Consider the following 18,452-nt stretch of genomic DNA (forward strand, 5'->3'; position numbering starts at 1 on the left):
CCAAGGCCGTCAAGGTGCTAGAGGAGGGCTTTGACGACGTCACGGCCGTGCTGGTCTTGCCGGATCGCTATCGGCGGCGCTTGCGTACCACGAACGGCGTGGAACGACTCAACGAGGAGATTCGCCGTCGTGAAAGAGTCATCCGCATCTTTCCCAACCGGGAATCCGTGATACGGTTGCTTGGAGCGCTACTCATGGAGATAGACGAGACGTGGACCACTGGGCACCGCTACCTGAATATGGATGAGTATTGGCAGTGGAAGAAGGAACAACAGAAATCCACTGAGCCGGCCATGCTGCACGTTGTGAATGCCTGAGTGACCTGTCCTTTCATTCGCCGAAGAGGGCAATTTACACATGATACTGGACTTGATCGGGCGTTGTTCATTCAGCGTTTCGTTCAGCTTCGTTCATTCGTTCAGAAGTTAAGGTTTACCATGACGAATTTGAGCTCCGTGAGCTCCTCGATCGCGTACTTCACCCCTTCCCGGCCGAAGCCGCTCTCCTTCACCCCGCCGTACGGCATGTGGTCGACGCGAAACGTCGGGATGTCGTTGATCATCACGCCGCCGGTCTCGAGCCGCCGGGCGGCGTCGAACGCTTTTCCGATATCCCGGGTGAAGACGCCGACGTTTAAGCCATACTTCGAGTCGTTGACCATGGCGATGGCCTCGTCGAGGGTTCGATAGGGAACCAGGGTCGCCACCGGGCCAAACACTTCCTCGCGAACGATCTTCATCCCCGACGTCACGTCGGTGAGGATCGTCGGCTCGAGGAACGCCCCGTCCTTCCGGCCGCCGGCGGCGATCCGGGCGCCGGCGGCGACCGCTTCCTCGATCCACGCCTGAACCCGCGCCGCCTCCCCTTCGTGGATGAGAGGCCCGACATCCGTCGCTTCATCCCGCGGGTCTCCGACACGAAGCGCCTTCGTCTTTTCGATGAGGGCGGAATAAAACCGCTCGTAAATCTCTGCATGGACGTATATCCGCTGGACGGAAATGCAGATTTGCCCGGCGTACTGAAACGCCCCTTCCACCGTGCGGGCGACGGCCAAGTCGAACGGCGCATCCGGCTCGACGATGACCGCCGAGTTCGAGCCGAGCTCGAGGATCGTCCGTTTGAGGCCGCTTTTTTCCCGGATGCGCTTCCCAACGGCGGGACTTCCGGTAAAAGTGATCGCCTTGACATCCGGATGTTCGACGAGGGCGTCACCAATCTCCCCGCCGGGACCGCTTACGACGTTCAAAGCGCCGGCGGGAAGCCCCGCTTCGTGAAAGAGCTCGGCGACGAAATAGCTCGAAAGGGGCGTCGCACCGGCCGGCTTGAGAACGACGGTGTTCCCGGCGGCGAGGGCCGGTCCGAGCTTGTGGGCGACGAGGTTGAGCGGGAAGTTAAACGGCGTGATCGCCGCGACGACGCCAAGAGGTTCCCGCCACGTAAAGCCAAGGCGCCCCTCGCCGCCGACCGCCGCATCCATCGGGATCGTCTCGCCGCCGATGCGTTTTGCCTCTTCGGCGGAGAAGCGGTACGTCTGAACCGCCCGAAGGACTTCCGCCCGGGCGGCTTTCAGCGGCTTTCCGGCCTCTTCGGCAATGAGGCGGGCAACCTCCTCTCGCCGCGTCTCCAGCGCTTCGGCGACCCGGTACAGAATGGCGGCCCGGACGTGGGCCGGCAGGCGGCGGTATGTGGGATACGCTTCGGCGGCGGCCTTCACGGCCCGCCTGGCGTCGTCGGCGCCCGCCCGGCCGACCTCCGCGAGCACCCGGCCGTCCGCCTTCGACACGACCGGCATCCACGACGCCGCCGGCCCGTACCGACCGCCAATCCAGAGCCCCTTACGCCCGCCGTCGGTGAACGTCATCGCCTTTCACCCCCAGATACGTCCGTCGGACGGACTCATCTTCGAGCAGCGCCCTGGCGTTCCCGGCCAGCGCTACCCGGCCCCGCTCGAGGACGATCGCCCGGTCGGCGATCGAAAGCGCCGCCCGGACGTTTTGCTCGACGAGGAGGACCGTAAGCCCGTACGCCTCCCGCATCTCGACGAGCGACCGGAAGATCTCCTGCACGATGAGCGGCGCCAACCCTAGGGAAGGCTCATCGAGCATGATGAGCTTCGGCCTCGCCATGAGCCCCCGACCGATCGCGAGCATCTGCTGCTCGCCGCCGCTCAAAAGCCCGCCCGGTCGGTCGAGCATCGATTCGAGCCGAGGAAACAGCCGGAGCACCTGCCGGAAATCGTCCATCACCGACGGGTCCCGCCGTCGCATCCGGTGATAGGCGCCGAGAAAGAGGTTGTCCCGCACCGAGAGGTCGTCGAAAATCTGTCGCCGCTCCGGTACGAGGCTTAATCCGAGGCGGACGATCCGTTCCGCCCGGCCGTACGGAAGAGACCTTCCTTGGAAGGTGATCACGCCCCGCCGCGGCACGTATAGGCCAGCGATCGTCCCGAGAAGGGTGCTTTTTCCGGCGCCGTTCGCTCCGACGATGGCAAAGATTTCGCCGGGCTCGACGGTAAAGGTGATATCGTGAAGAACGTGCAGGTGTCCGTGATACGTATTGACCTCATTGAGGGTGAGCACCGGCGATCACCTCGATCTCCGCGCCGAGATAGGCGCGAATCACCTCCGGATGGACGGCGATCTCCGCCGGCGGTCCGACGGCGATCATCCGGCCGTAGTCGAGGACGACGATCCGGTCGGCGGCCGTCATCACCGCCTCCATATCGTGCTCGACGAAGAGAAACGTCGTCCCTTCTTCCCGCATCGCGAGCATAAGCCGGACGAGGGCCTGGGATTCCGCCGGGTTGAGCCCCGCCATCGGCTCGTCGAGGAGGATCATCGCCGGCTGGGACACCGCAGCCCGGGCGACTTCAAGCAATTTCAGCTGCCCGTAGGAGAGCGTCGCCGCCGGCCGGTCGGCAAGCGCTGCGAGCCCGACCCGATTGAGCCATTGAAGGGCCATATCGCGCGCCCTCCGTTCCTCCTCGGCAACGCGCGGAAGTCTGAGACCCGCCGCGAGCATCCGGGTCTTCAGCCGGACGTTCAGCCCGACGAGGACGTTTTCGAGCACCGTCATGTGATAGAAGATCTGCAGGTTCTGAAACGTCCGCGTCAAGCCGAGGCGAGCAATGGCGTGCGGCGAGAGGCCGTGGATCGGCCGGCCGGCAAAGCGGATCTCGCCGGCGGTCGGTGAAAAGATGCCGCTGATCATGTTGAAGAGGGTCGTTTTTCCGGCGCCGTTCGGACCGATGAGGGCGACGATCTCCTGCGGACGGACGTCGAACGTCACCCCCTGGACGGCGACGACGCCGCCGAAGCGTTTCATCACGCCGTTTAAAGTAAGGAGCGGCTCCGTCACCGGGCTTCCCTCCCCGGGCGAAGGGCCGTCGGCCACCTGAAGCCGGTCAGCCCTTCCGGCTTGAAGATCATGATGACGATGATCAGGAGCCCGAAAAAGAGGAGCTCGAACTCCCCGCCGGCGGTCGGGATGAGCTTTGGCACGACCGCCTTGAGCCCTTCCCCAAGGACGACGTAGACTCCGGCGCCGAGAACGCCGCCAATGATGGCGCGATTTCCCCCGATAATCACCATCGCCACCAGCGTGATCGACGTCACCAGATCGAAAAGCTGGGGATTGATGAACCCGACGTAGTGCGCGTACAAGCTTCCGGCGACGGAAGCGTAGGCGGCGCTCAGCAAAAAGACGTCGAGTTTCGCCCGAAAGACGTTCACCCCGAGGGCCTCGGCGGCGAATTCGCTGTCGTGGAGGGCCCGAATCGCCCGGCCCGCTCGGGAATGAAGAACGTTGGCCGCAAACCAGAGACCCAAAACGACGGCTCCCCAGACAAGCGCGTACGAAGCGCGTTCATCTGCGAAGACGAAAGAACCGATGGAAAACGGAGGGACGCCGAAAAAGCCGTCCAAACCGCCGGTGATCGCTTTAGCGTTTTTGAAGATGGTATACATGATGACGCCGAAGCCGAGGGTCGCAAGCGCCAGGTAATGCTCCCGAAGCCGAAGCGCTGCCAAGCCGATGACGAAGGCGACGGCGAGCGAAACAACAATCCCGATCAGAAGGGCCGCGGCCGGCGACCAGCCGAGGCGAGTGGTGAGGTATGCCGACGTATAAGCGCCCAAGCCGAAAAAAGCGGCATGACCTAGCGACACTTGTCCGGCATACCCCATGAGCAGGAGAAGTCCCGTCGCCATGAGGCCAAAGAGGCCGATAAGGATCATAAGGCTAAGAACGTAGTTGTTGTCGGTAAAAATAAACGGAATTGCGACAAGGCCGAAGACGGCGACCGCTATGGTCCACCGACGCGAAGCCAAGGCTTACACCCGCTTTCCTTCCGCCCGAGCAAATAGCCCGGTCGGCCGATACAACAGGATGATCAGCAAAAAGAGAAAGCTCACCGCATCTTTGTACGACGACGATAAGTATCCTTCGACCAGCGCTTCTGTGATGCCGATGAGATAGGCGCCGGCGATTGCCGCCGGGGCGTTCGTCAACCCTCCGATGACCGCCGCGACAAACGCTTTCAGGCCCAGCATGAGACCCATCCCGTAGGAGGCGCCGGAGATCGGCGCGACGGTGACGCCGGCCAGGGCGCCAAGACCGGCGCTCGCCGCCAAGGTATAAAGCGCCATCCGCTTTGGATCGATGCCGACGAGGCGGGCGGCCACCGGGTTGATAACACACGCCTGCATCGCCTTGCCGGCGTACGTCCGGTTGAACGCGCCTTCTAGCGCTCCGAACGCCAGAACGGAGAGGGCGACCGCCCACAGGCTCTGAGTCTGGATCACCGCGCCGAGGAGGGAAAACGATCTGTCCGACGTAAACGGCGGCAACGCGTACGGTTGGGTGCCCCAGACGAAGATGGCGAGCCCTCGCATGGCGAACGAAAAACCGATCGTGATGAGGAGGTACGTTGCCGTCGACGCGCCGCGGGCCGGGGCAAGCGCCAGTCGCTCGAACAGCCCACCGATGAGGGACACCGCCGCGATCGCCCCGACGAGGGCGAGGCCGTACGGGATGCCGGAGGCAACGAGGGAGACGGCGATGAGCGCGCCGAGCATGGCAAACTCCCCCTGCGCCAGGTTCAGGATGCCGGTCACGTTGTAAGTGAGGACGAACCCGAGCGCGATCAGAGCGTAGATGCTGCCGACCGTGAGGCCAGCAAACAAGAGCTGCAAGAGCTGCGAAAACGCGTCCACCGTCGCCCTCCCCTTTGCCCGATCGAAACGTTTGGCTGGCGAAAAACCGCGTTCGCACGGCCGTGCCCCGGCGGACCGATGCCGGGCGCCGGCGCCGGGGCAGCAAACCGCACATCTACGGCCGATTCCTCGGATGAGCGTCATCGGGCGGCAGTCACCTTACGCGTGAAAGACCGCTCCTTTACGGATGGACGAACTCAAAGGCGCCGTTTTTCACCCGGGCGATGACAAGGCTGTCTTTCGTCAGGCCGGTGTGGTCGTCCGGAGAGAAGTTGAACACACCGGTGATGCCGACGAAGTTTTTCGTCCCTTCGATCGCATCTCGGATCGCCCCCGGATCCGTCCCGACCTTTTCGATGGCGGCGATGAGGATTTGGAAGGCGTCCCACGCGTGCCCGCCGAACGTCGACGGCGCAGTGCCGTATTTCGCTTCGTACGCTTTTTTGTACTCCAGAAGCGTTGCCTTCTGCGGGTCGGAGTCCGGCAGCTGATCGGCGACGACGATCCGGCCGATCGGGAAGACGACGTTTTCCGCCGCCTCGCCGGCGAGCTGAATGAACTGCGGGTTGCCGATGCCGTGACTTTCGATGACCGGGACGTCGAAGCCGAGCTCCCGGATGTTTTTCGTCACGACGGCGCTCTCCTGGACCGTTCCCCAGACGACGATCGCCTGCGGGTTCGCCTTCTTCACCCGGGTGAGCATCGCCTTGGCGTCGTTTACCGTCGCCTCGAACTCTTCCTTGGCAACCGCTTCGATACCGTAGTTCGGCGCCAGCCGCTCGAACTCCGCCCGGCCGCTCGAGCCGTAGGCGTTGGCGACGTTCAGCCAGGCGATCTTCGTCAGATTTTGCTCTTTCAGAAACTCCAGCACCTTGTCGATGACGATGTCGTCGCCCTGAGCCGTCTTGAAAGTCCATTTCCGCGGCGAGCCATCGTCCGGCCGGACGACCTGCCGGCTGGCGGCGACGGAGAGGTACGGCACGCCGGCTTTCTCCACCTGAGGGATGACGGCGAGGGAATTGCCGCTGATCGTCCCGCCGACGATCGCCGCCACCTTGTCCGACTCGATAAGCTTTTTTACCGCCAGAACGGCCTCGTTCTGGTCGGATTTGTCGTCGTAGGCAATGAGCTCCACCGGACGGCCGCCGATCCCGCCCTTCTGGTTGAGCTCGTCGACGAGCATCCTCACCGTGTCGAGCTCCGGCTTACCGAGGGGCGCCGCGCCACCGGAGGCCGAGAAGAAGGCGCCGATTTTGATCGGCTCGCCGGCCGCAGGCGGTTTCTCCACAGCAGCGCCCGGGCTTTCGCTCTTTTCGGCCGGCGTCTGGGGCTTCGCGGTGTTCGCCGACTGGCCGCCGCCGCAGCCGCCGAGGGCCACCATCGCGACGAGCGCCCCGAGCGCCCACAGGCGAAGCCGGCTGCGCCCGAACGTGTTCCAGGCTTTCCACAACCGCATTCCGTGAGACCTCCTTTTGTTTTTGTTTCGGATCACCGCCCGAACTTCGGGATCGGGTGGTCGCCGATGGCGACGTGGATGACCTGCACTTCCGTATAAAAATCGAAACTGTAGTGGCCGCCCTCCCGGCCGATGCCGCTCGCCTTCGTGCCGCCGAAGGGAATGCGGAGGTCGCGGACGTTTTGCGAGTTGATCCAGACCATGCCGCTTTCGATCCGCTGCGACAGCCGGTGCGCCCGCTGGATGTCCTTCGTCCAGATGTAGGCGGCGAGGCCGTATTTGACGTCGTTGGCGATCCGGAGGGCCTCTTCTTCGGTGTCAAAGGGAATCACGGCGAGGACGGGGCCGAAGATCTCCTCCTGCGCCACCCGCATCCGATTGTCGACGCCGAGGAGGAGCGTCGGCGGGATGAAAGGTTTCCCCCTGAGCGCCTCCGGGAGCGGCGCCTGCACCACCTCGGCTCCCTCCTGTCGAGCGAGGTCGATGTACCCCTGAACGCGGGCGTGGTGTTCGGGGTGGATGAGGGGCCCGACCTCCGTCTTCGGGTCGAGGGGATCGCCCAGGACGATCCGGTCGATACGGGCCTTGAGCCGGCGGACGACCTCCTCATAGATCGTACGCTCGACGAGGAGGCGGGAGTTGGCGGTGCATCGCTCGCCGTTGAACGAGAAAACCCCCCAGATGACGGCGTCGAGGGCTCGCTCGAGGTCGGCGTCGGCAAAAAGGATCGCCGGCGACTTGCCGCCGAGCTCCATCGAGAGCTTCTTCAGCGTATCGGCGGCGTTTTTCATGATGATCGTGCCGGTCGTCGTCTCACCGGTAAACGAGATGAGTCGGACGTCCGGGTGAGCGACGAGGGAGGCGCCTGCCGTCTCGCCGAAGCCGTAGACGACGTTGAACACGCCGTCCGGAAGCCCCGCTTCGGCGGCGATCTCCGCCAGCTTGTTCGCCGTAAGCGGCGTCCACTCCGCCGGCTTCAGGACGACCGTGTTGCCGGTGGCTAGGGCCGGGGCGATCTTCCAGGTGGAAAGCATGAGAGGCGCGTTCCACGGCGTGATGAGCCCGGCGACGCCGAGCGGCTTGTAGATCGTGTAGTTGATAAACTTGTCGTCGACCCGGTACGCTTCCCCGACGAGCCGGCTTCTGACCATCGAGGCGTAGAAGCGGAAGTTTTCTGCCGCCCGGGCGGCTTGATTTTTCGTCTGGCTGATCGGAAGGCCGGTATCGATCGACTCCAGTTCCGCGAGCTCGTCGCCGTTTTTTTCGATGAGATCGGCAAACCGCTCGACGTACCGGAGCCGTTCCGTCACCGACATCTTCCCCCAGGGGCCGTCGACGAACGCCCGCTTGGCCGCCAGTACGGCCCGATCGATGTCTTCCTGAAAGCCTTCCGTCACCTCCCCGAGAACTTTGCCGGTGTACGGGTTGAGATACGTGAACGTCTTGCCGGATACCGACTCGACGAACCGGCCGTCAATAAAATGGCGGATGCGCGCCGGCACGATCGCCATGGAGGTCTCCTCCTTTTCTTTTCTGAACATGTCCGAAAGCGCGTTCGATCGGCGTCGTCCCCGGTGACCGCCGTCCGCCCAGCCGACTCCGGCGCAGGAAGGTCCCACCGGCCGTGTGTTACAGATTTTTGTATAACGTTTAATTAACGTTTTTACAATGTTAAGTTTAAATACTGAGGCACACGGCAGTCAAGACGATTTTTTTCATTCCCGGCATTTTGCTTTCGTTTTCCTTATGCCTTTTTCCTGCACCGGGCGGGGCATCGGCTGTCGGTTCGGTTTTATCCGGGTGCACCGGCGGTCGAATCGGTTTCACCGAATGCGCCGGCGGTCGGCCCGGTTTCACCGAAGGCACCGGCCTTCGGCTCCACGACGCCGTCCGCTCCGGCAGGATCAGGCGATCCCGGGGCCGGAGCCGACGCATATCGGGCGTGAATGTTGTTGTGCTTAAACGTGCCGAGCGGTGAAAATTCCTCCACCGTGAGCGACAATGCCAGATATCTTCGGGCATACAATCCGGCAAAATGACCCTTCAACGTCTGGAAGACCGCTTCGCCGATTTTCCAGCGATCGGCCTCCGTCCGCCCTCGGCCGAGGAGGATCGTCACGTGGACAAAGGCGTCATCGGCGGTCCCGTCTGCGACGACATATTTTTCGGCGCGATAAGCCCGGGTCCGGAGGCCGCCGATCGGAATGAGCGGCTGAAAACCGAGGAGCGTCCGGTTGATCGCCCGAAGCAGCCCCGGAATGTCCCCTTCCGCTTCCAGGTTGGCGGAGTATTCGACGATGACGTGCGGCATCGGCTCCCTCCCTTCGGTGCTTCCCCGGGTTCCCCGGCACATCCCGCGCATTTTAAAAGCGCGTAGCGACGTTTCGGTTTCGCCTCCCTCCGGCCGGAGCGATGAAAAGCAGTACCAATGAGACGCTGCGAAGCGTTCGTCTGGCCGCACACCGGTTTTCCGGCGGGAAACAGAGGCGAAACGGCCGTCCCGAGAAACCGGCCGTTTCGACCTGAAACGGCCGGTTTGCCGCGAACCGTGGCTTGCGGCGCGTCATCCGTCGTCGACGAGGGTGTTCAGAAGCCGACCGACGCCGTCGATGATCGATTCGACGACGTCGCCGGCGACGACGTTTTCCACCCCCTTCGGCGTCCCGGTGAGGATGACGTCGCCGGCGTCGAGCGTCATGTGGCGGCTCAGATAGGCGATGATCTCCGGAATGCCGTAGAGCATATCCCGGGTGTTGCCCTCCTGGACGATCCGCCCGTTGACGACCGTCCGGAGGGGGAGGTTCATCGGGTCGGGAACCGCCTCTGACGCCACAAGCCACGGGCCGATCGGCGTCGACCGGTCGCGGTTTTTGGCCCGCAGGTTCGGACGGTAATAATTCTCGAGGTCGTCCCGGACGGCGTAGTCGTTGGCCACCGTGTAGCCGGCGACGACGGCGTAAGCGTCCCGCTCGGGGACAAACCGCGCCCGCCGACCGATGACGACGGCGAGCTCCGTTTCGAAATGCATCATTCGGGCCGACCGCGGCCGGGGCGTCGTCCCCCGGTGGCCGACGAGGGCGTTCGGTCCTTTGAAAAAGACGATCGGCTCCGGCGGCGCTTCGAACCGGAGTTCCCGGGCGTGGTCGCCGTAGTTGAGGCCGAGGGCGATGATCGCCCGCGGGCGAAAGGGCACCAGCCAGACAACCGCCTCCTCCGGCACGACTTCCCCGTTCGGTAGGCACACCCCGCCGGGCGCCGGCGTCACGTCGTACACCGCACCGCGATACGCGACGCGGCCCGTCGCCGGACCGTTCACCGCTCCTCCCCCCTTCGCCCAACGGTGAATTCGCTTCGGCCAAGCCCCTCCACCTCGAGCGCCACCGACTGACCCGGACGGGCAAGCGGGACCGTGTACGGCGTACCGAGCAAAAGGACGTCTCCGGCAGCAAGCGTCATAAATGCCGATACAGAAGCGAGGACGTCCGCCGGAGGGCGGACCCACCGCTCTTCGCCGGTCGCCGCTTCCCGGCCGTCGATCCAGATACGGTATCGTAGAACGTCCGGAAAATAAGCGGTCCGGTCGACGACCCAAGGCCCGAGAACGGTAAAGCCGTCCCGGGCGCGCGTCCGAAACGGGGGCCGAAAAAAATCGTCGTGCGGCACGAACAGATCACCGACGATGACGTATCCGAGAAGCCCCGCGTCGATCATCTGAGGGGTGGCCCGAAAAACCGGTCGCGCGAAGACGGCGCCTACGGTCACGCCGACGGCGACGACGTCGACGTCCGGATCTAACGCCACCGTCCCGCCGGTTGGAAGGAGTGTGTTTGGCGGTTTGACGTACAAAACGGGATGCGAAGGAGGCGCCTCGTACGGCGGACGCGTCATCTTCGGTTGAAACGCGGTCCACTGGCTTACGGTGTTGAGCAAAAGCCCGTACACCGTTCCCCGGACGGGAAGATCCCAGACGACGTCGGTCGCCCGAACGACCTCGCCATCGATCCAGGCGCGGTCTTCGTCCGGATCGACGTCGATCGCCCAAACGAGCGGACGCCGGACCGGCCGGGCATAGGCCCGAACCGGCCGGCGAGGTGCTGCGCGGTCGTTTTCCATGCTGTTTGCCCTCACGATATTTGGGTCGCTTCTTCCAGGAGCCCGTAGCGGAGAAGCGTCGTCCGGATCCGCTCCGTAAGCTCCGGACCGGGAAGGGCGAGTGGCGGCCGAACGTACGGCGTGATTTTGCCCATCAGGCCGAGCGCCGCCTTCACCGGACCGGGGTTGGTCTCGACAAAGAGCAAATCGTTGAGCTCCATGAGCTCGTAATGGAGGTCTTGCGCTTTTTTCACATCGCCGGCAAACCAGGCATCGTGCATTTCCGCGACTTTGCTCGGAAACACGTTGGCCGTCGCGCTGATCGACCCGGCCCCGCCGATGGCGAGCATCGGGTAACAGAGGAGCTCGATCCCGGAGAAGAGGAGAAAGTCACGACCGACGGTGCCGAGGACGCGGTTGACGTGCTCGAAGTCTTTGTTGGACTCTTTGATGCCGACGATGTTCGGCGCCGCCTCGACGAGTCGGGCGAGCGTCGAAACTTCGAGATTGACCGCCGTCCGGCCGGGGATGTTGTAGATCAGAATCGGAAGATCGACCGAGCGGGCGACGGCAAGGAAGTGGCGATACAGCCCTTCCTGGGTCGGACGGACGTAATACGGGACGATGACCATCGCCGCATCGGCGCCGATCGTTTCGGCAAACTTGGTGAGCTCCAGCGTCTCGGCGTGGTTGACCGAGCCGGTTGCCGGCACAAACGGGACGCGACCGCCGACGGCCGATTTGGCCACGCGGATGACTTCTTTTCGCTCTTCCAGCGTAAGCGAACTCGGTTCGCCGGACGTCCCCGTGACGGAAATGCCGTGGCTTCCGCTTCGGATCTGCCAGTCGATCAGCGCTTCGAGGGTCGCGTAATCGACGGCGCCGTCGGCCGTAAAGGGTGTCACCACCGGAGCGATCGAACCCCGGAGCCGCTTTTTAACCGCGTCGTATGTCAAAAGAAATCCCCCCTCACCGTCGTCGCTTTGCCCGCGATGCCCGGGGGCTTTACGGCTTCGGCCGGCGCCCAGGCATTCGCCTGCTCCCGTTAAACCTGCACAGGATCGGTGAGCGTTCGATACCGCCCTTGGTAGAAAAGAAGCGGATCTCCCTCATACGACGCCAGATGCTCCACCCGCCCGAGGAAGAGGGTGTGATCCCCGCCATCGTAGCGGGCGTAGACGGCGCAGCCGATTTCCGCCAGCACCCCCAGGAGAAAGGCCCACGGCCCTTTCCGGACGAACCGGATCGCAAGCGTAGGGTCTACTCGGCCGGCAAAATGCTGCGACAACGGTATTTGATCGGCGGCGAGAACGTTGACGGCAAAGTGCGTCGCTTGTTCTAACCGCTCGTGCATTCGGGCCCGACGGTCGACCGAAACCACGATGAGGGGGGGATCGAGGGAGACGGACATGAAGGCGTTCGCCGTCATCCCGTGCACCGTGTCCCCGTGTGCGACGGTGATCACCGTCACCCCGGTGGCGAATCGCCCCATCGTGCGGCGGAAAAACTGCGGGTCCATGGACACCGTCCCCCTTTCTGCCGGCGCTTCGCCGTCCGGCTTTTTCCTTACCCTGAGAACGAAACCCGTTCGCGTTTGACCTTTAGAGGACGAAGGTCGGCTTCAATTTTTCCAGCGTCGGGGGGTGAAGCGGCACGAGTCCGTCGCCGTCCAGAACTTTAAACCGGCTTGCTTCGTTAAACCAGGAGTCCGGCGCCGCATGACCCCAGAACGTTTGCCGCCGCGGATCGTCGACGTCCCAGCGCACCGGCTCAAAGTCCGGGTCGGACGTGAGGTAATCGCCGGTGTAGAGCTCGATGCGATGGCCATCGGGGTCCCGGAGGTAGAGGAAAAAGGCGTTCGACAGACCGTGGCGGCCTGGCCCGCGTTCGATGGAGCCGGCATAGCCGACGGAAGCGAGGACGTCGCAAGCGTGAATGATGCTCATCGGATCGGTCACCCAAAAACCGATGTGGTGAAGCCGCGGCCCCTCACCGTTCATGAAGGCGATATCGTGGACGTTCGGCTTTCGGTGAAGCCACGCCGCCCACAGGCGATCATCTTTCGTCACGGTGTATTCCGAACAGGCAAAGCCGAGCGATCCGATGTAGTAGTCGTACGCCTTCTGCACGTCCGGCACAAGGCAGTTGAAGTGGTCGATCCGCTGCATCCGGGCGCCGCGGTAGAGTTCGTAGCGCTGCAGGAGGCGCTCCGCCTTTTCCATTTCGGCAAAGTACTCGACGACGACGCCCGACGGGTCCTCCACCCGGAGCGCCCGGCCGACGGCCCGCTGCGTCCCCTTCTCCAGCCACCGGATCTTCCGGCCCTCTCGCTGAAACCGTTCGGTCAGTGCATCGAGGTCGGCTTCCGACCGGACTTTGAAGCCGATTGCCTCGACGTACGGCACCTCGGTCTTCTTCAAGACGAGGCTGTGGTGAACGTGTTCCTCATAGCCGCGGAAATACAGGTGATCATCGTCCCGTTCGGTGAGCACGAAGCCGAGGACATCTTCGTAGAAACGCCGGGAGCGTTCGAGGTCGGTCACGCCGAGGATCGCCCGGGCGGTGCGGATGATGTCGCCCATGCAAAGCCCTCCTTCCTGAGATGGTCAGACCGCCACCTTGACGGTGCGTCGGAGAAACTGCCGCACGAGCTCCTTGTAGAAGTCCTTATCGTAATATTCGAAGTAGGCCATCCCCATCCGGATCGGGTCGCCGAAGAAGTAGTACTCGTAGTGCGTCTGCCGGCTGCCGAAAGCGCTCATCGTCATGTCCCAGACGAGGCGGAACAGGAGCACCCGCTCCTCGCCGTCGAGGTTCGCCCCCTGCATCGCCCGCCGGACGATGGGGCCGATCTCCGGGTTTTTGAAGTCGGCCTCCGTCGGCAGCGCGGTGAGCCCAGATGCGCCGAGGATACGGAGAATTTCCGCCAGCCGGGGATAGATCCGCGGGTACCAGTTTCGCGCCGTATCGAGGGCCGCGAAATCCGGCGTCATCACTCCCCACCGGTCGAGCTTGGCGTTGTGCTCGGCCCGGTAGAGGTGGCTGCGCATCGTCTCGAGCGTCATCATGATCTCGGCGCCCTTGTCCTGGACGTGCTGAAACCCCTGAATGCCGATCGCTTCCATGAGAAGAAGCGCCACGCCGAGAATGAATTCTGTCTTAACGACGTTTTTCGCCACCACCTGATGCGCCATATGGACGATGGCGTTCGTTTCACGAAAGTAACGGTTGCTCAAGTTCGCGTTGCCACGAATGAACACCCGTTCCCACGGCACGAGAACGTCGTCGAAGTAGACGATCGCATCGCCTTCTTCGAATTGCGAAGCCAACGGATGGTCCCAGGCGCTTCGGCCGTAGGCGAACGCCTCGCGGCTGATAAACTTCACCCCCGGCGTGTTGTTCGGGATGGCGAAGGCGAGAGAATAAATGTCTTCTTTTGAATCCGCTTTCTTCACCGTCGAGGGAAAAACGAGGATCTCGTCCGTGATCGCCCCCTGGGTCGCCAGGAGCCGAACCCCCCGGACGATGAGCCCGTCCGGCGTCGTTTTGACGATATGAAGCGGGACCTCCGGGTCGTTTTGTTCGTGCTGCGCCTTCGCCCGGTTGATCTGCGGGTTGATGAGCGTGTGGGTGAGGCTCACGTCGTTTTCCCGGCAGTGTTCGTAGTACTTCCGGGCGTTTTCGGCGAACATCGGGTCGTCTTCGGCGAGAAATTCCGCCGCCGCTCCCATCGCCATCACTTCGACGTTCAGGTAATCCGGCGCCCGGCCCATCATCCCGACGTGAGCGTAGGCCCACTCCTGCATCGCTTCTCGCCGGGCGATGAGATCTTCCTTCGTCCGGGGCACGAGAAAGGTCATCCCGACGAGATCGCCGGTCGTCGGCGACTGGTAAAGCATCTTGTCCGGTTTTTCGTACTGCAGGTCGTAAAGCCGCGCCATCGACCGGACGACGCCGCGAAAGGCCGGGTGTTCCGTGACGTCGTCGATCCGTTCGCCGTCGAGGTACACCGCGGCGCGCGCCTGTTTGAGCCGGGCGATGTACTCCGCCCCCGTTTTTGCCGGCATACTCTCCCTCCTCGTTCGAAAAGGATGAATGTCATTTTTAACACCCTTTTTTCTTGTGCGCTTTCGGTGTTGACTTTAGCCTAGCATGCGTTATCATACAAATCGAATATTGTTTATGTCTAAATGCCATATAAAAACGATATGTACGATGGAAACGGGGGGCATCGATCGCCGTGGATTTCAGGCGGCTCCGGTATTTTGTCACCGTCGTCGAGGCCGGCCAGATCACAAAAGCGGCGGAACTTTTGCATATGGCCCAGCCGCCGCTCAGTCAGCAACTTAAGCAACTCGAAGCAGAACTCGGCGTCGCCCTTTTTCATCGCGTCAAAAAGCGGCTTGAGCTTACGCCGGCCGGCGAAACGCTCTACCGGCACGCCAAGCGCCTGCTGGCGGAGATCGACGAAATCGCCATCAGCGTTCGCGAGACGGAAGCAGGCCTTCGGGGAACGCTCTCCTTCGGCTTTGCAAAGACGCTATTCGCTTGGGTCGCGCCGGTGCTCCGCCAATTTCACGCCCTGCACCCTAATGTCCGGTTCCTTCTCCGGGAAGGGGATACGTATGTCTTGACGGAGATGGTCAAGCGGCGGGAGATCGAATTTGCCCTCATTCGCCTGCCGTTTGAGGACGGAGCGCTTGACGTTCGCGCGCTGCCGGACGAACCGTACGTGCTCGTGGCACCGGCGTCCTGGAAGGTGCCGAAGCGCCTTTCCTTTCGGTTCCTCGAAGATCGACCGCTTGTCCTTTTGCACCGCTTAAGCGGTCGAGGGCAGTTTGAACTCGTCGTCGGCGAGTGCCGCCGGCACGGCTTTGAACCGAAGATTGTCGCCGAATCCCCGGACGTCCACGTGCTTCTCGCCCTCGTCGAAGAAGAAATCGGCGCCACCGTCATCCCGTTCGGTGCCGCCGTCCGGTTTAAGCCGAACAATGCGACGGTCGCGACGTTTGACGATGCGCATATCGCCGCCAAAGCCGCGATCGTCTGGGATCCGGAACGTTATCGTTCCAAAGCCGCGGTCCGGTTTATTGAACTTTTAGAAGAACGATTCGGCGCGCTTTGAAGGGCAAAGTCCGCTTGCGCCGCCCGCCCGCTCTCGCTTACTGGCTTCTATTCTCCGTGAGGTCGCGCCACGCCGGCACGCCGCCGGCGCCCCGGGCCGCCTTCACCGCCCGAACGACCGCTTCGGCCATGACATCGGCGGCGACCGTGCCGACCCAATTGACGTCGGCCTCCACTTCCCCGGTGGCCAGGGCGAAGATCGCGTCGCCGTCGAACATCGTATGGACCGGGTAGATCGTGCGGACGAGCCCGCCGTGGGCCATGTCGGCCACCTTGGTCGCCTGCCCTTTGGTCAGCTTCGCGTTCGTCGCCACGACGCCGATCGTCGTCGCCGTGCCCGGTGCGGGACCGCCCGGGTCGGGAAAAAAGGAAAACCGCCTAAGGCCAGGATTTTCGAACAGCGAAGATAGGGGCAGGATGTCGCCGTCGTCGCAACGGACGCCGGCCAGGACGGCCCCGCTTTGGGGATCCCGCACCTCCCCGACGGCGTTCACCGCGACGATCGCCCCGACGATCAGTCCGCCGGGGAGCCGACGCGCGGCGGTCCCCAGCCCCCCTTTCATCGCCCGTTCCATGCCGAAGAGCTTTCCGACCGTCGCGCCCGTGCCGGCGCCGACGTTCCCCTGTGCTTCTACGGGCATCTCCCCCGCCCGCGCCGCCGCAGCATACCCCATTTCTCGATTCGGACGGACGGTCGCGCATCCGATCGCCAGATCATACAGGGCGGCTGCCGGAACGATCGGCACGCGGGCGGCGCCCGTGTCCAGGCCGATGCCCTGCTCCTCCAAATATTGCACGACGCCGCCCGCGGCATCGAGCCCGAAGGCGCTCCCGCCGGCGAGGACGACCGCGTGCACGACGTCGACGAGGCCGAGCGGGTTCAGAGCGTCGGTCTCCCGCGTCGCCGGCGCCGAACCGCGCACCGAGACGCCGCCGACGGCGCCTTGATCGACGCGGACGACGGTCACCCCCGTCAGCGCCTCCGCGTCTTCGGCGTGCCCGACCTTCACCCCGGGGACGGCGGTGATGGTGAACGGGGAGTCCGTCATCGAACGCCTCCTTTCGAATCCGGCCGTGAACGGTCGGTTCAAGCACAGCATAAAACAGAAAATTGCCGCCCGGAAGTGGGCCCGGACGGCCGGCGAACGGGTCCTATTTGCGCTACGCTTGATCCCATCCGTACCGCGCTTTGACGATCGCAAGAAGGCCGGCACGTTCCAGAAGCGGCTCCGGTGCCAGGAACGTCACCGTCACGACGCCGGGATGGCGCCCGATTTCGATGGCGCCCGTGATCGTCGCCCGGTTCAGCACCTCCGGGACGCTGATGCCGAGCACCCTGGCCGCCCGCTCGAGCCCGTTTTCGGTCGCTTCGTTCAGCGTTCTTCCCGTTCCGACAAAAGAAATCGGATAGGACGTCTCCAGCGCCGGCACGCCCCATCGGGCGGCGAGGGCCTCCGCCCGGGCCCGCTCTTCCTGGGTGAACGGGCGGGCGAGATACGGCAGGTCTTCCACATTCGGAAGCAAAATCGGCCCCTCGATGTTCAGGCCTTTGAGCACTTCGACCCGCAAGGTGACGATGCCGCTTACGTCAGTCGTGTGGCCGGCAATTTCTCCGTCCCCCTGCATTGCATGCATGTCGCCGAGGTAGACGCCGCCGCCCTTGACTTTGACGGGGGCGATCACGACCGCGCCTTCCCGGACGCGGTTAATGTCCATGTGCCCGTCCGTCCGGTGCTTGATGAGATCTTCCTCGCTGATCCGGTAATCATGCGGCGCATCCACCAAGGCCGCCCCAAAATCCCCGGCGTTGTGCGAATCGGGAAACGGAATGGACGGCGTGGTCCCGAGCTGACCGAGAAACGGACGGACGCGCGCCATCGTCCCGACCAAATCATGCGGCGCAAGCGTGACCACCGGGTTTTGGATCGACCGCTCCGGCGTTTTCATATAGAATCGGCCGTCCCGAGCGACTTTTTCGGCGGCCTCTTTGTGCAACGTGACGCCGACCCGATGGTCTTCATCGAAAACGATCGTATAACCATGCGTGAACTTAAACGGCGCGATTTCGGCCCCGCAGTGCGCACAGCGAATCGCGTCCGGGCCGATCCCCTCGATTTTCGTATCCGGATAGAGCGTCCCGCACACCGGGCATTTGGCGGCGACAAAGGGATCACCGATGTATCGCCCCTCGATCACCCGGTCGTTGCCCGATGCCGTGGCGATCGAGGTCACGCGAATCGATTCGATGTAAATGGCGATCGCGTCGCCGACTTCAGCGCCTTCCACGGATACCGGCTTGGTTACTTCGTGGCCGCCCCTAAGCTTCGGGGTGAGCATGGGGCCCCAGCAGCCCGGCGTCGTGTTGGCGACGATATAGCCGCCGTTTTTCACCGGGCCGAGCATCGGTTCGTTCGGATCCAAAATGCCGTCGGTAAACACATCGACGTAAACGGTCCCCTGTGCCGGCATTTGGTGGCCCTCCTTCTGATCGACTAGCAAGCCCTTACATAAGAAAGAATATCATGGATCATTGCACGGATCTACATTTATCATTTGCAGTTCTCGTT

At 63.3% G+C, this 18,452-nt stretch carries 18 protein-coding genes; 2 read left to right on the forward strand and 16 right to left on the reverse strand.

The genetic code is table 11. From position 1 onward, the window contains the following. Nucleotides 1-317: transposase (locus SA87_RS11975; RefSeq protein WP_211264209.1), on the forward strand; the 317-nt coding region annotated here is incomplete at its 5' end. 101 nt (nt 318-418) lie between these two features. Here the strand turns inward: SA87_RS11975 and SA87_RS11980 are convergent. The 14 genes from SA87_RS11980 to hpaB form a co-directional block, all read right to left on the reverse strand. After that, nucleotides 419-1,861 carry an aldehyde dehydrogenase family protein gene (locus tag SA87_RS11980; RefSeq protein ID WP_066203676.1) on the reverse strand — a complete coding sequence of 481 codons (1,443 nt, stop codon included), beginning with the start codon at nt 1,859-1,861 and terminating at the stop codon, nt 419-421. Next, nucleotides 1,836-2,579: an ABC transporter ATP-binding protein gene (locus SA87_RS11985; protein WP_066203678.1), complete on the reverse strand. Its 744-nt coding sequence runs from the start codon at nt 2,577-2,579 to the stop codon at nt 1,836-1,838. Before SA87_RS11985 ends, SA87_RS11980 begins: the two co-directional genes overlap by 26 nt. Beyond that, complete coding sequence (locus tag SA87_RS11990) at nt 2,563-3,324, reverse strand: ABC transporter ATP-binding protein (protein WP_066203890.1); 762 nt, start codon at nt 3,322-3,324, stop codon at nt 2,563-2,565. The genes SA87_RS11985 and SA87_RS11990 overlap by 17 nt, the downstream gene beginning before the upstream one ends. Nucleotides 3,325-3,353: 29 nt before the next feature. Further along, nucleotides 3,354-4,235: a branched-chain amino acid ABC transporter permease gene (locus tag SA87_RS11995; protein WP_156516554.1), complete on the reverse strand. Its 882-nt coding sequence runs from the start codon at nt 4,233-4,235 to the stop codon at nt 3,354-3,356. A 96-nt stretch (nt 4,236-4,331) separates the two neighbouring features. After that, nucleotides 4,332-5,213, reverse strand: coding sequence for a branched-chain amino acid ABC transporter permease (locus SA87_RS12000; RefSeq protein ID WP_066203680.1), 882 nt, complete (start codon nt 5,211-5,213; stop codon nt 4,332-4,334). A gap of 181 nt (nt 5,214-5,394) precedes the next feature. After that, a complete protein-coding gene (locus SA87_RS12005) occupies nt 5,395-6,669 on the reverse strand; it encodes an ABC transporter substrate-binding protein (RefSeq protein WP_245637740.1) in 1,275 nt (424 codons plus the stop codon). A gap of 32 nt (nt 6,670-6,701) precedes the next feature. Next, complete coding sequence (gene hpaE, locus SA87_RS12010) at nt 6,702-8,180, reverse strand: 5-carboxymethyl-2-hydroxymuconate semialdehyde dehydrogenase (RefSeq protein ID WP_066203684.1); 1,479 nt, start codon at nt 8,178-8,180, stop codon at nt 6,702-6,704. A 281-nt stretch (nt 8,181-8,461) separates the two neighbouring features. Next, nucleotides 8,462-8,980, reverse strand: coding sequence for a 5-carboxymethyl-2-hydroxymuconate Delta-isomerase (locus SA87_RS12015; RefSeq protein ID WP_066203685.1), 519 nt, complete (start codon nt 8,978-8,980; stop codon nt 8,462-8,464). A 252-nt stretch (nt 8,981-9,232) separates the two neighbouring features. Beyond that, nucleotides 9,233-9,985: a fumarylacetoacetate hydrolase family protein gene (locus tag SA87_RS12020; RefSeq protein ID WP_066203688.1), complete on the reverse strand. Its 753-nt coding sequence runs from the start codon at nt 9,983-9,985 to the stop codon at nt 9,233-9,235. Then, on the reverse strand, nt 9,982-10,782 hold the full coding sequence (locus SA87_RS12025) for a fumarylacetoacetate hydrolase family protein (RefSeq protein WP_066441869.1): 801 nt from the start codon (nt 10,780-10,782) through the stop codon (nt 9,982-9,984). Before SA87_RS12025 ends, SA87_RS12020 begins: the two co-directional genes overlap by 4 nt. A gap of 11 nt (nt 10,783-10,793) precedes the next feature. After that, nucleotides 10,794-11,717 carry a 2,4-dihydroxyhept-2-ene-1,7-dioic acid aldolase gene (hpaI, locus tag SA87_RS12030; protein WP_066203692.1) on the reverse strand — a complete coding sequence of 308 codons (924 nt, stop codon included), beginning with the start codon at nt 11,715-11,717 and terminating at the stop codon, nt 10,794-10,796. Nucleotides 11,718-11,806: 89 nt separating this feature from the next. After that, entirely contained in the window at nt 11,807-12,280 is a 474-nt protein-coding gene (locus SA87_RS12035) for a flavin reductase family protein (RefSeq protein WP_066203696.1), read from the reverse strand. 82 nt (nt 12,281-12,362) lie between these two features. After that, a complete protein-coding gene (hpaD, locus tag SA87_RS12040) occupies nt 12,363-13,343 on the reverse strand; it encodes a 3,4-dihydroxyphenylacetate 2,3-dioxygenase (protein WP_066203699.1) in 981 nt (326 codons plus the stop codon). Between the two features lie 24 nt (nt 13,344-13,367). After that, nucleotides 13,368-14,828 (reverse strand): 4-hydroxyphenylacetate 3-monooxygenase, oxygenase component, encoded by a 1,461-nt coding sequence (hpaB, locus tag SA87_RS12045; RefSeq protein WP_066203701.1) that lies wholly within the window; start codon nt 14,826-14,828, stop codon nt 13,368-13,370. A gap of 173 nt (nt 14,829-15,001) precedes the next feature. Between hpaB and SA87_RS12050 the strand changes: the two genes are divergently transcribed. Next, complete coding sequence (locus SA87_RS12050) at nt 15,002-15,886, forward strand: LysR family transcriptional regulator (protein WP_066203703.1); 885 nt, start codon at nt 15,002-15,004, stop codon at nt 15,884-15,886. A 37-nt stretch (nt 15,887-15,923) separates the two neighbouring features. Here SA87_RS12050 and SA87_RS12055 read toward each other — a convergent pair whose 3' ends face one another. Then, on the reverse strand, nt 15,924-16,934 hold the full coding sequence (locus SA87_RS12055) for a P1 family peptidase (protein WP_066203707.1): 1,011 nt from the start codon (nt 16,932-16,934) through the stop codon (nt 15,924-15,926). A gap of 112 nt (nt 16,935-17,046) precedes the next feature. Beyond that, the gene (locus tag SA87_RS12060; RefSeq protein ID WP_066203709.1) at nt 17,047-18,354 is read right to left on the reverse strand and encodes an acetamidase/formamidase family protein; all 1,308 of its coding nucleotides are present in this window, start codon (nt 18,352-18,354) and stop codon (nt 17,047-17,049) included. Between the last annotated feature and the right edge of the window lie 98 nt (nt 18,355-18,452).

Source organism: Hydrogenibacillus schlegelii (assembly GCF_001653195.1).
Taxonomy (GTDB): Bacteria; Bacillota; Bacilli; order Thermicanales; family DSM-22653; genus Hydrogenibacillus; species Hydrogenibacillus schlegelii.